The organism is Pseudomonas sp. TH21, assembly GCF_016651025.1.
GTDB classification, from domain to species: Bacteria; Pseudomonadota; Gammaproteobacteria; order Pseudomonadales; family Pseudomonadaceae; genus Aquipseudomonas; species Aquipseudomonas aylmerensis.
Genome location: NZ_JAEKEQ010000001.1, coordinates 486,747 through 499,634, shown reverse-complemented (window position 1 = coordinate 499,634; position 12,888 = coordinate 486,747). Strand labels below are relative to the sequence as shown.

Annotated in this window: 10 protein-coding genes and 2 tRNA genes; 4 read left to right on the top strand and 8 right to left on the bottom strand. The window is 61.0% G+C overall.

Annotation, left to right across the window (positions count from 1 at the left end):
• Positions 1 to 171 precede the first annotated feature (171 nt).
• The 7 genes from dnaB to rnr form a co-directional block, all read right to left on the bottom strand.
• Entirely contained in the window at positions 172 to 1,569 is a 1,398-nt protein-coding gene (gene dnaB, locus JFU04_RS02085; protein ID WP_065900140.1) for a replicative DNA helicase, read from the bottom strand.
• 110 nt (positions 1,570 to 1,679) lie between these two features.
• Positions 1,680 to 2,126, bottom strand: a complete 447-nt coding sequence (gene rplI / locus JFU04_RS02080; protein WP_003171376.1) for a 50S ribosomal protein L9 — start codon at positions 2,124 to 2,126, stop codon at positions 1,680 to 1,682.
• Between the two features lie 18 nt (positions 2,127 to 2,144).
• The gene (locus JFU04_RS02075; protein WP_065900138.1) at positions 2,145 to 3,038 is read right to left on the bottom strand and encodes a hypothetical protein; all 894 of its coding nucleotides are present in this window, start codon (positions 3,036 to 3,038) and stop codon (positions 2,145 to 2,147) included.
• Between the two features lie 36 nt (positions 3,039 to 3,074).
• A complete protein-coding gene (rpsR, locus tag JFU04_RS02070; protein ID WP_002551829.1) occupies positions 3,075 to 3,305 on the bottom strand; it encodes a 30S ribosomal protein S18 in 231 nt (76 codons plus the stop codon).
• A 28-nt stretch (positions 3,306 to 3,333) separates the two neighbouring features.
• The gene (gene rpsF / locus JFU04_RS02065) at positions 3,334 to 3,756 is read right to left on the bottom strand and encodes a 30S ribosomal protein S6 (protein ID WP_003236224.1); all 423 of its coding nucleotides are present in this window, start codon (positions 3,754 to 3,756) and stop codon (positions 3,334 to 3,336) included.
• 307 nt (positions 3,757 to 4,063) lie between these two features.
• Positions 4,064 to 4,819, bottom strand: coding sequence for a 23S rRNA (guanosine(2251)-2'-O)-methyltransferase RlmB (rlmB, locus tag JFU04_RS02060; RefSeq protein ID WP_065900136.1), 756 nt, complete (start codon positions 4,817 to 4,819; stop codon positions 4,064 to 4,066).
• The gene (gene rnr / locus JFU04_RS02055; RefSeq protein WP_065900134.1) at positions 4,816 to 7,449 is read right to left on the bottom strand and encodes a ribonuclease R; all 2,634 of its coding nucleotides are present in this window, start codon (positions 7,447 to 7,449) and stop codon (positions 4,816 to 4,818) included. Before rnr ends, rlmB begins: the two co-directional genes overlap by 4 nt.
• Before the next feature lie 225 nt (positions 7,450 to 7,674).
• Here rnr and JFU04_RS02050 point away from each other — a divergent pair.
• The 4 genes from JFU04_RS02050 to JFU04_RS02035 all read left to right on the top strand — a co-directional run bounded on the left by JFU04_RS02050 (position 7,675) and on the right by JFU04_RS02035 (position 10,752).
• A tRNA-Leu gene (locus JFU04_RS02050) sits at positions 7,675 to 7,761 on the top strand.
• 153 nt (positions 7,762 to 7,914) lie between these two features.
• Positions 7,915 to 8,001: transfer RNA gene (locus JFU04_RS02045), tRNA-Leu, on the top strand.
• Positions 8,002 to 8,161: 160 nt separating this feature from the next.
• On the top strand, positions 8,162 to 9,187 hold the full coding sequence (locus JFU04_RS02040) for an iron ABC transporter substrate-binding protein (RefSeq protein ID WP_065900132.1): 1,026 nt from the start codon (positions 8,162 to 8,164) through the stop codon (positions 9,185 to 9,187).
• Positions 9,187 to 10,752, top strand: a complete 1,566-nt coding sequence (locus JFU04_RS02035; protein ID WP_106805315.1) for an ABC transporter permease — start codon at positions 9,187 to 9,189, stop codon at positions 10,750 to 10,752. Before JFU04_RS02040 ends, JFU04_RS02035 begins: the two co-directional genes overlap by 1 nt.
• 108 nt (positions 10,753 to 10,860) lie before the next feature.
• On the opposite strand, the gene JFU04_RS02030 is transcribed toward JFU04_RS02035, so the two are convergent.
• Positions 10,861 to 12,795, bottom strand: a complete 1,935-nt coding sequence (locus JFU04_RS02030; RefSeq protein WP_201143428.1) for a methyl-accepting chemotaxis protein — start codon at positions 12,793 to 12,795, stop codon at positions 10,861 to 10,863.
• Positions 12,796 to 12,888 lie beyond the last annotated feature (93 nt).

Sequence of the window (12,888 nt, the reverse complement as noted above, 5' to 3'; positions counted from 1 at the left end):
GATGAAAAATCGCGGGCGCGGAATATAGCACAAATTTTGACCAATTCCGACGGCAACAGTCGGAATTGTGCTGAAGCCATCGCGGGCAAGCCTGCTCCCACACTGATTAGTGAATACATCCAGATGTGGCCGCTGGCGCGCCGGCGATGAGGCCGTTGAAGGCGCTGGGGCTTACTCGTCGTCGTCGAAGTTGTAACTGCCTGGCGCCAGGTTCTCGAAACGCGTGTACTTGCCGATGAACGCCAGGCGGATAAAGCCGATCGGCCCGTTCCGCTGCTTGCCGATGATGATCTCGGCAATGCCCTTGTGCTCGGTCTCGGGGTGGTACACCTCGTCGCGGTACACGAACATGATGACGTCGGCGTCCTGCTCGATCGCTCCGGATTCACGCAAGTCGGAGTTCACCGGGCGCTTGTTGGGACGTTGTTCCAGGGAACGGTTGAGCTGGGACAGCGCCACCACCGGGCAGTTGAATTCCTTGGCCAGGGCCTTCAGGGACCGCGAGATTTCGGAAATCTCGTTGGTCCGGTTGTCGCCGCTGGAGCCCGGGATCTGCATCAACTGCAGGTAGTCGATCATGATCAAGGCGATGTCGCCGTGCTCGCGCACCAGGCGGCGGGTACGTGCGCGCATCTCGGACGGGCTGATACCGGCGGTGTCATCGATGAACAACTTGCGGTCGTTGAGCAGGTTGACCGCCGAGGTCAGGCGCGGCCAATCGTCGTCTTCCAGGCGACCGGCACGCACCTTGGTCTGGTCGATACGGCCGAGCGAGGAAAGCATACGCATGACCAGCGATTCGCCTGGCATCTCGAGGGAGTACACCAGTACCGTCTTGTCGCTGCGCAACACCGCGTTTTCCACCAGGTTCATCGCAAAGGTGGTTTTACCCATGGATGGACGGCCGGCGACGATGATCAAGTCAGCCGGCTGCAGGCCGCTGGTTTTTTCGTCGAGGTCGGTGTAGCCGGTGGAGATACCGGTGATCGCGTTGTCGGTGTTGAACAGCGTGTCGATACGGTCGATGGCCTTGGTCAACAGCTCGTTGACGCCTACCGGGCCGCCGGTCTTGGGACGCGCTTCGGCGATCTGGAAGATCTGGCGCTCGGCTTCGTCGAGAATCTCGGCGGCGGTACGGCCTTCGGGGTTGAAGGCACTGTCGGCGATCTCGGTGCTGATGCCGATCAGTTGGCGCAGCGTCGCACGCTCGCGGACGATCTGCGCATACGCCTTGATGTTGGCGACGGACGGTGTGTTTTTCGCCAGTTCGCCGAGATAACCCAGGCCGCCGACCTGGGAGGTCTGGCCTTCCTTGTCCAGCTGTTCGGCCAGGGTCACCACGTCGATCGGCGAGTTCTGGTCGGCCAGCTTGGCAATGGCACGGAAGATCAGGCGATGGTCATGCCGATAGAAATCACCGTCCGAGACTTGATCCAGCACGCGTTCCCAGGCGTTGTTGTCCAGCATCAGGCCACCGAGCACGGCCTGTTCGGCCTCGATGGAATGCGGCGGCACCTTCAGGGCAGCGGTTTGCAGATCGTATTGCTCAGGAGCTGAAATATCGTTCATGGCCACTTGGAATTAGGGGTTTGTAGAAAAACAAAAGGCACGACCTGTAAACAGGATCGTGCCCGATGTTAACCGCCTGGCACGCGAGGTGCCAGTCAGTTAGGTGCTGCTTAAGCTGCTACCACGACAACGCGTACGGTGGCTTCAACTTCAGCGTGCAGGTGCACGGCTACGTCGAATTCGCCTACGTTGCGGATGGTGCCGTTCGGCAGACGAACTTCGCTCTTCTGCACTTCAACGCCGGAGGCGGTCAGTGCATCAGCGATGTCGTGGGTGCCGATCGAACCGAACAGCTTGCCTTCGTCACCGGCGGTGGCAGTGATAGTCACTTCCAGCTCAGCCAGTTGGGCAGCGCGAGTTTCGGCCGATGCTTTTTTGTCTGCTGCGGCTTTTTCCAGCTCAGCACGACGCTCTTCAAACGCAGCCAGGTTGGCAGCGGTTGCAGCGGTGGCTTTGCCGTATGGCAGCAGGTAGTTACGACCGTAGCCGGCCTTAACGTTCACTTTGTCGCCCAGGTTGCCCAGGTTGGCGACTTTTTCCAGAAGGATCAGTTGCATGTGAAAATCCTCTAACTTTTAACCTTCACCGTTCGCGTTATCGGCGTCTTTCGACGCGAGACGACCGCGAAAATCAATCAGGCCGTCGACAATGGCCAAGACCACGAGTAACGGATAGATCAGCTGCATGAACAGCAACAGCGTGACGTACAACCCCACCAGCCAGAACTTGGCCAGGCGCTTTCGCGCAACCAGCCCGTGAATCAGGGCCAGTCCGGCAAACACCAGCGGTACGCTGCAAATCGGCGCCAGCAAGGCCATCTGTGGACCGAAGTTCGGTCCGACAACCATGCACGCCAGCAGCAACATCGCCGGCCCCGCAGGGATTCTGATACTGCGAAATTCGCGACCAAAACCACCCGGGTTGTACAACAACGCCTGCCAATAACGCCCAAGAATCAGGCTCAGCACGCTGACGATCTGCAACAGTGCCGCTATCAGGCCGGTCAGGACCGGTGCAATCAGTGCCGCAAGGCGCGCTCGCTCATCTACCGTCAACTGCTGGTAGAGATCCCCGAGGGCCAGCGGCAGGATCTTGACGATCTCCTGCGCCAGCGCCTCGATATGCGGGCGGAAAGCCGCGCCAAGCATTACTGAGTACACCAACCCCAATGCCACGCTGACCAGCAGCGTGCGGACCCAGGACTCGCTTGCGCGTAAAACCAACGCAAGGCTCGATGACCCCAGCAGTACCAGAAGCACGCGTGGATCGTCGAATTGCAGCCACCAGACCAAGGCCGGCAGCAGTCCCAGGGCGAGAACGCCAAGGGCGTCCTTCAAACCGCGCCGCAGGAGCACAAGGCAACCTGCGGCAGCACCCAACCAATAAAGCAACGGCAATGCCGCACATCCAGCCACTACCAGAGTGGCCTGCACACGACCGCGCATGATGAACTCAGCTAAGGCGCGCATGCATTCAATCCCTTACTACTTGTCGACTGCCCGGTCTCAGCGGCCGTGGCTGTCGGTGTAGGCCAGCAGGGCCAGGAAGCGGGCGCGCTTGATAGCGGTGGCCAGCTGACGCTGATAACGTGCTTTGGTACCGGTGATACGGCTTGGAACGATTTTGCCGGTCTCGGATACGTAGGCTTTCAGAGTGTTGAGATCTTTGTAATCGATCTCTTTCACGTCTTCAGCGGTGAAGCGGCAGAATTTACGACGACGGAAGAAACGTGCCATTTGATAGGCTCCTTAAAAGGTCCGTGGATTACTCGTCAGCGTTATCGCTGTTGTCGCTGTCATCACTGTCAGCGCTATCAGCGCCTTCGTGCTCAGGACGGTCGCGACGCTCACGGCGCTCACTGCGGTTTTCTTCAGCCTTGAGCATCTCGGATTGGCCGGTAACGGCTTCTTCGCGACGGATGACCAGGTTACGGATCACTGCATCGTTGTAGCGGAAGTTGTCTTCCAGCTCGGCCAGGGCCTTGCCAGTGCACTCAACGTTCAGCATCACGTAGTGAGCCTTGTGAACATTGTTGATTGCGTAGGCCAGTTGACGACGGCCCCAATCTTCCAGACGGTGGATTTTGCCGCCGTCTTCTTCGATCAGCTTGGTGTAACGCTCAACCATGCCGCCGACTTGCTCGCTTTGATCCGGGTGGACCAAAAAGATGATTTCGTAATGACGCATGAATGCTCCTTACGGGTTGTAGCCTGCCGCTCAAAAACGGTCAGACAAGGAGTGAATGACACTTATGGATCTTGCCGCAGGGAGGCACATCGGTGCCTGCCAGGAAGGCAAGGGGCGCAATTGTAGAGAAGGGGGAGAAAGGGTGCAAGGTGATTGGTGATTATTTGAACAGCGCCCATACACCACAAAAACAAATGTGGGAGGTGGCTTGCTCCCGAAAGCGGTGTGCCAGTCACCCAATGCACTGGCTGATACACCGTATTCGGGAGCAAGCCCCCTCCCACATTTTGACCTGCGCCAGACTCGGTTATTTCTTGGCTTTAGCCTTGGCGCCGCGCTGGCGCTGGGCTTCGAACAGGCAGACGCCCGTTGCGACCGATACGTTGAGACTGCTGACGCTGCCGGCCATCGGCAGGTGCACCAGGTAATCGCAATGCTCACGGGTCAGGCGACGCATGCCTTTGCCTTCGGCGCCCATGATCAGGATGGTCGGGCCGGTGAGGTCCTGGTCATAGATGCTGACCTCGGCCTCTCCCGCCGTGCCCACGACCCACAGGCCGCGCTGCTGGAGTTTCTCCAGGGTACGCGCGAGGTTGGTCACGGCTACCAGCGGAATCACTTCCGCCGCGCCACAGGCGACTTTACGTACAACCGGCGTCAAGGTCGCCGACTTGTCCTTGGGCACGATCACTGCCAGCGCGCCGGCGGCATCCGCCGAACGCAGGCAGGCACCGAGGTTGTGCGGGTCGGTCACGCCGTCCAGCACCAGCAGCAGCGGCGCACCTTCGGTACGGTCGAGCAGCTCGTCAAGCATGGCTTCGCCCCAGACCTGGCTCGGGCTCACGTCCGCGACCACGCCCTGGTGGACACCTTCCACCCACACATCCATTTCACGCCGCTCGGCCTGGCCGATCGCGACCTTATTGGCAGTGGCCAGCTCGACCAGCGCTTGCACGCGCGGCTCGCTGCGACCTTCGGCCAACCAGACTTGCTTGACGCGCTTGGGATGGTGACGCAGCAATGCTTCTACGGCGTGTACGCCGTAGATTTTTTCCAGACTCATGACTTGGCCTTAGGTTTGCGCGACCCGCCGCTTTTCGCGGGGGCCGAACCCGCTTTTGGCGGGCCTTTACGGTGTTTACTCGGCTTGCTCGACGGCTTTTCCGCCCCGTGGGACTTTCCCCCAGACGCCGCTTTACCACCGCTTTTGGCTTCGTTGAGCAACTGCTGCTTCAACTCACGGCTCTTGCGCAGTTCGGCGTTTTTCGCCGCTGCGTCACTTGGGCGATAGGCTTCGGGGGCCTTGTCCTTGGCAGACGAACGACGACCCGCCTTGGCCGGCGCAGGCTCGGTGGCCGCCGCTTTCGCAGGAGCCCCCTTGCCCTTGGCGGCCGGGGCTGCGGTGTCGCTGCCACGTTTTTTCCGGCCAGTCGGTTCGGCCGGTTTGTCAGGCATGCCGAAGTCGATCTTGCGCTCGTCGAGATCGACGCGCATGACCTGCACTTCCACCGTGTCGCCCAAGCGGAAGCTGCGACCGGTGCGCTCGCCCGCCAGGCGGTGATGCACAGGATCGAAGTGGTAGTAGTCGCCCGGCAACGCGGTGACGTGCACCAGGCCCTCGACGTAGATGTCGGTCAGCTCGACGAACAGGCCAAAGCCGGTCACGGCAGTGATCACACCCGGGAACGACTCGCCCACGCGGTCTTTCATGAACTCGCACTTGAGCCAGTTCACCACGTCGCGGGTGGCTTCGTCGGCGCGGCGCTCGCTCATGGAGCACTGCTCGCCCAACTGTTCCAGGGCCGCTTCGTCGTACGGATAGATCCGCGCCTTCGGAATGGTCATGGCACCGGCGCGCTTGACGTGCGGGGTGTTCTGCTTGGAGTGGATCACGCTGCGGATCGCCCGGTGCGTGAGCAAGTCCGGGTAACGGCGGATCGGCGAAGTGAAGTGGGTGTACGCCTCGTAATTCAGGCCGAAGTGGCCCTGATTGTCGGCGCTGTACACCGCCTGGCTCAGGGAGCGCAGCATCACGGTCTGGATCACGTGGTAATCCGGACGGTCCTTGATGCTCGCAAGCAGAGCCTGGTAGTCCTTCGGCGTCGGGCCGTCCTTGCCTTTGTGCAGGGACAGGCCGAGTTCGCCGAGGAACGCGCGCAGTTTTTCCAGGCGCTCCGGCGGCGGGCCGTCGTGCACACGGTACAACGCAGGGATTTCGTGCTTTTTCAGGAATTCAGCAGTGGCCACGTTGGCCGCCAGCATGCATTCCTCGATCAGCTTGTGCGCGTCGTTGCGAGTGGTCGGGGTGATCGCGGCGATCTTGCGCTCGGAACCGAAGACAATCCGGGTTTCCTGGGTTTCAAAATCGATCGCGCCACGCACGTGACGCGCGCCCAGCAACACCTTGTACAACGCATACAGCTGCTTGAGGTGCGGCACGACGCCGGCGTATTCAGTACGCAGGGCCTTGGCTTCGCTGGTCTTCGGCGTTTCCAGGATAGTGCTGACCTTGTTGTAGGTCAGGCGTGCCTGGGAGTGGATCACCGCTTCGTAGAACTGGTAATCGGTCATTTCGCCGGTTTTCGAGATAGTCATCTCGCACACCATGGCCAAACGGTCGACTTTCGGGTTCAGCGAGCACAGGCCGTTGGACAATTCTTCCGGCAGCATCGGGATCACGCGCTCGGGGAAGTACACCGAGTTGCCGCGCACCTGGGCTTCGTTGTCCAGTGCCGAGCCGATTTTCACGTAGCTGGAAACGTCGGCAATCGCCACGTACAACTTCCAGCCGCCGGAGAACAGGCGCAACTTGCCAGGCTTGGCTTCGCAATAGACCGCGTCGTCGAAGTCGCGGGCGTCTTCGCCGTCGATGGTGACGAACGGCAGATGGCGCAAGTCGATGCGCTTCTCTTTGTCCTTCTCTTCCACTTCGGGCTTGAGCTTGCGGGCTTCTTTCACGACGGCTTCAGGCCATACGTGAGGGATGTCGTAGGTGCGCAGCGCGACATCGATTTCCATGCCCGGCGCCATGTAGTTGCCGACCACTTCGATCACGTCGCCCTGCGGCTGGAAGCGCGGGGTTGGCCAGTGGGTGATTTTCACCTCGACGAACTGGCCGATCTTGGCGTTGGCGTTGCGACCCGGGGTGATCAGCACTTCCTGCTGCACCTTGGGGTTATCCGGCACCACAAAGCCGATGCCGCCTTCTTCGAAGTAGCGGCCGACGATGGTCTCGTGACCACGGGACACCACTTCGACGATCACGCCTTCACGGCGACCGCGACGGTCGAGGCCGGAAACGCGTGCCAGGGCACGGTCGCCATCAAACACCAGGCGCATCTGCGCCGGGCTCATGAACAGGTCGTCACTGCCGTCATCCGGGATCAGGAAGCCGAAGCCGTCACGGTGGCCGGCAATGCGGCCAAGGATCAGGTCGAGCTTGTCCACAGGCGCATAGGTGCCACGGCGGGTGTAGATCAGTTGAGCGTCGCGCTCCATGGCGCGCAGGCGGCGGCGCAGGGCTTCGAGCTGGTCTTCGGTGGTCAGACCGAATTCTTCGACCAACTGCTCGCGGCTAGCAGGCGAACCCCGATCGGCGAGATGCGCCAGGATCAGTTCGCGGCTAGGAATAGGGTTTTCATATTTTTCCGCTTCACGAGCGGCCTCGGGATCGAGGGACTGCCAATCGGCCATTAGAGAGTTTTCACCTTGTCTATATGCGGGTTAGTTTGGCATACGCGTATTGAAACGGGAAATTTCAGGCATCAACAAGCGTTTTAAAGGCCTTTGCAGCCCTCGGAACGCACCTTGCACGACCACTGGCGAAATTTTCCAGGTTTTTTTGATAGCAGGGCTTTACAGCCAAAATAGCGCTGCGTATAGTGCGCGCCATCGACGACGGCAACGTTGTCAGATAATGCCCAGGTGGTGAAATTGGTAGACACGCCAGCTTCAGGTGCTGGTGATCGCAAGGTCGTGGAAGTTCGAGTCTTCTCCTGGGCACCAAATTCAGATCAAACCCGCGAAAGCGGGTTTTTTCGTTTCAGGCCTTTGATTTTTAACGTGAATCCCGATTTATATTTTTGATATCAGGGGTTTACAGATCAAAAAGCCCTCCGTATAGTTCGCTCCATCAACAGCGCAAGCGTTGTTGATAATGCCCAGGTGGTGAAATTGGTAGACACGCCAGCTTCAGGTGCTGGTGATCGCAAGGTCGTGGAAGTTCGAGTCTTCTCCTGGGCACCAAATTCAGATCAAACCCGCGAAAGCGGGTTTTTTCGTTTCCGGGGTTTGAAAACATCAGCCTGGAAACTTTCCCGCCCGATTTACCCTCCCGTCCGCACCTGAGAAACTTTATCGTTTATCCTTGCAATGATTTGTTGCACTCAAGTGAGGAAAACCCCGGATGATGATCCGCGATACCCGTCTCAAGACATCCCTTCTGCGTGGCCTGACCATCACTCTGCTCGGCCTGACCCTGCTCTCGCCCAGTGCCTATTCCGCCGACAAGGTCTCCCTGACCCTGTACAACGGCCAACACAAAGAAGTCGGCGATGAACTCGCCAAGGCCTTCGAAGCCAAGACCGGCATCCACGTCAATGTGCGCAAAGGCAGCAGCAACCAGCTGGCCAGCCAGGTCGTGGAAGAAGGCGAGCGCTCCCCTGCCGACGTGATCTACACCGAAGAGTCACCGCCCCTGAACAAGCTCGGCGAGCAAGGCCTGCTGGCGAAGATCGATGCCAGCACACTCGCGGTGTTGCCCAAGGACTACGTCGGCAGCAACGGCGACTGGATGGGCGTGACCGCGCGTACCCGCGTCGTGGCGTTCAACCCCAAACTGATCGCCGAAAAGGACCTGCCCAAGTCGGTACTGGACTTCGCCGGCCCCGAGTGGCAAGGCAAGGTCGGCTTCGTGCCCACCAGCGGCGCGTTCCAGGAACAGGCCGTGGCGATCATCAAACTGCACGGCCGCGAAGCCGCCGAAGAATGGCTGACCGGCCTGCGCGCCTTCGGCAAGGTGTACAGCAACAACATGGTCGCCCTCAAAGCCGTGGAAAATGGCGAAGTGGCTACCGTGCTGGTGAACAACTACTACTGGTTTGCCCTGAAGAAGGAAAAAACCAACCTGGACTCCCAGTTGCATTATTTCACCAATGGCGATGCCGGCGGCCTGATCACCGTGTCTTCGGCAGCAGCACTGAAATCCAGCAAACACCCCCAGGAAGCACAACAGTTGCTGGCGTTCATGGCCAGTGAAGAAGGCCAGCGCGTGATCACCAACACCTCGGCCGAATACCCGCTGCGCAAGGGCATGGAATCCAACCGTGGCCTCAAGCCCTTCAGCGAGCTGCAACCGCCGAAAGTCACGCCTGCCGACCTGGGTAACGCCGAAGAGGCCCTGGACCTGGAACGTGACGTTGGCTTGAATTGATGAACCCATCGCTACCCGCCCCCGCCCTGCGCGGGGGTTTCACTCCAAGACGCAAGCGCCCCTCGATCTGGTTGTTGCTCCCCGTCCTGCTCCTGGTGGGCCTGAGCCTGCTGCCGCTGGTGTATGTCGGGCTGAAGGCCTGGCAGGCAGGCTGGGCAGAAGCGGTGCACTTGCTGTGGCGGCCTTACGTGTTTGGACTGCTGCGCAACACCTTGGCGCTGATGGTCGGGGTGACGGTCGCGTGCGCCGTGATCGGCCTGTCCCTGGCGTGGCTGCTGGAGCGCAGCAACCTGCCGGGACGGCGCATCTGGGGCGTGATCCTGTGCCTGCCGTTTGCGGTGCCGGCGTTTGTCAGCAGCTTTACCTGGGTGTCGCTGAGCGCCCAATTCGAAGGGCTCGGCGGGGCGATCCTGGTGATGAGCCTGTCCAAATACCCGCTGGTGTTCTTGCCGGTGGCGGCCACCCTGCGCAATCTTGACCCCTCGCTGGAAGAGTCGGCCCGCACCCTGGGACTCAACCGCTGGGGCATATTCTTCCGGGTGACATTGCCGCTGCTGTGGCCATCGCTGCTGGCCGGGGCCCTGTTGATTGCCCTGCACATGCTGGTGGAATTCGGTGCGCTGTCGATCATCGGATTGCAGACGTTCACCACCGCGATCTACCAACAGTTCGAACTGGAATTCAGCAATGCGAATGCCGCGATGCTCTCGGCGGTGCTGCTGGTGATGTGCCTGACGCTCCTGTGGCTGGAGTTGCGCGTGCGCGGCAAGGGCCGGCACGTGCGTATCGGCCAGGGCGCGGCGCGGCACGCGGAGCAGGTTCGACTGGGTAAATGGGCGCCACTGGGCCAAGTGTATTGCTTGCTGCTGGCGATCATCGGCAGCGGCATTCCCCTGGGCATGCTCGGGTATTGGCTGGCAGTTGGTTCGTCGGCGGCGTTTCCAGCCGCCGAAATTGGCGAGGCGCTGCTGTCTTCCCTGGCACTCTCGCTGGGCGGCGCCGCGCTGTGCCTGGTACTGGCAGTGCCAGTGGGGCTGCTGGTGGTGCGCTACAAAGGCCAACTGGCGCTCTGGGCCGAACGCCTGCCCTACCTGCTGCACGCCCTGCCCGGCCTGGTGATTGCGCTGACGCTGGTGTATTTCGCCCTGCATTACGTGCCGGCGCTGTACCAGACCTCGGCGTTGCTGTTGATTGCTTACGCGCTGCTGTTTCTGCCGCTGGCACAGGCGCCGATCCGTACCGCCCTGAACAAGGCGGCACCGCAGCTGGAAGAGGCCGCACGTACGCTGGGCGCGTCGTCGTTCAGCGCGTTTTGCCGAGTGACCTTGCCGATTATTTTCCCGGCATTGGGCGCGGCGTTTGCACTGGTGTTCCTGGATGCGATGAAGGAATTGACGGCGACGCTGCTGCTCAGCCCGACCGGGCTGAACACCTTGGCCACGGCGGTGTGGGCGCATACCTCGAATGTGGAATTCGCGGCGGCGGCGCCCTATGCGGCATTGTTGATTTTGGTGTCGGGGTTGCCGGTGTATCTGCTGACGACGCGGATGTACTTGAGCCGCTGAAGCCGCCATCGCAGGCAAGCCAGCTCCCACACTTGACCGTATTCCAATGTTGTAACGCGGTCGAGTGTGGGAGCTGGCTTGCCTGCGATGAGGCCGAAACAGGCGACATCAAGCCCGGAACTGCCCCAGGCTCGCTTTCAACTGTGCAGCCAACCCATCCAGCACCTTGCCACTGGCCGTGGTCTCTACCACCGCCTGCGCCGCACGTTCGGCCTGGGCATGGATCACCTCGACCCGCCCACGCACCGCATGCGCGCCCTGCGCTTGATGCTCGGCCGCGCGCGTGGCGAGGCCGATGGCAGCGTGCACCTGCTCGACCGAGGCCTGCACCGTTTGCTGCAGGCGCACGCTATCGCGCAGCACCAATAAGCCTTCGTTGGCCTGGCGTCCGGCCTTGCCGATGGTTTCCACCGCCTCGCGCGCCCCCTGCTGCAGGGCCGCGATATGCGCCTGAATGTCGCCAGTAGAGCTTTGAGTCTTGCTGGCCAGCGCACGCACTTCGTCCGCCACCACTGCAAAACCACGCCCGGTCTCGCCGGCGCGCGCCGCTTCAATGGCCGCGTTAAGCGCCAACAGGTTGGTCTGTTCGGCAATACCATGGATTACCGTCAACACCACTTCGATCTGCTCGCTTTGCTGCGCCAGGCGCTCAATCACCTGCGAACCGGCTTGCACCTGCCCGGCCAGCGCTTCGATCAGGCTGCCGACTTCGGCCGAGGTGCGCGAGTTCTCATCGGTCGCCTGGCGAATATCCACCACCTGCTGCAACGCGGCCTGCATCGCATGACTTTCGGCCTGGGCCTCGTCGGCCATTTGCGACAGCGCGCGCAAGCTTTCGGCGACTTCGTCACGCTGCAGGCCGGCGGCGGCATCGGCACCCGCATTGCGCAGGGTCATGGCGCCGATTTCCACACCGGTACGCTGGGCCACATCACCGGCTTCACGCACGATAGGCTGCAACTTATCCACAAAGCGATTGACCGCCGAGGCCATGTCGCCGATTTCGTCCTTGCTGCTGATCTGTACACGCTTGGTGAGGTCGCCCTCGCCCGCCGCCAGGTCATCCATGGCCGCAATCAACAGCTTCAGGCGATTGACCACGCGCCGCCCAAGCACGATCGCGATCAACAGCAATACGCCAAAGCCAACCAGCGCGAGCCCCATGCCGATGCGCCAGCGCAAGGTGCCGGCAGCCTCCTGGACAGCGCTGGAGGTGTTGGCCGTCATCTGGGTCGCAGTGGCTTGCGCCGACTGCAACCGCGCGCCCATGGCGGCCGCGCTATCGGCGGCAGCGCCCTTGAGGCTGTCGCCGACCAGTTGGTCGCCGCTGGCGATCAATGCAGCAAAACGCTTATCCAGGGCTTGCAGGTCCGCTTCTACCGACGCGGTCGAAACGCCCATGATGACTTTGCCGATCTCGACGCCATTAGGACTGATGGACGCCTCGACGTAATACACCGACGGATCGGTCTTGGCTGCATTCAACACTTTGTCCAACGCGCGTTCGCCCTGGCCCTTTTCCAGCAGCGCCTGGTTGATCGGGTTTTCTCGATTCAGGTAGCGCGTGAGGTGCTCACCCGCCGCATCGTCATACACCACAAACAACACGTTGGGATTGCGCTGGGCACGGCGGGCAAACTCCGACAGCGTCGGCACGTCGCTGTCCCACATGGCGCGCGGCGCCACCGAGGCCAGCAGTTGAGCCATATCGTTAGCGGAGTCCTGCAGGTCTTTTTCCAGGGTCGCACGCAGTTGCTTCTGCTCTTCCTGCAGACGCGTGGACAACCCGGCGGTAAGGCGCTGGCGAGTACTGGACGACAAGCTGTCGAGGCTGGAAGTCACCTCTTTGCCAGCCTGGGCCAATTCGCCGGACAGTTTCTGGCTGTCGATACCCAGGCGATTGCCCAAATCAGCTTCCAGCGCCGTGACTGTGCTCCGGGTCAGAGCGACCGCCACCAGCACTTGCACCAAAAGAGCGATACCTAGGGTAACGAACACCGGCCGCAACAGACGGCTTTGTAACAATGAGAGAACGGCAGACATCTGGGAATCCCTCCACCACGGGTGCCATTAATTTGATAGCACCGCGAAAGAGAGAACCAAAGCAAGGGTCGTGCCGTTTGCCCGGCAGAAACG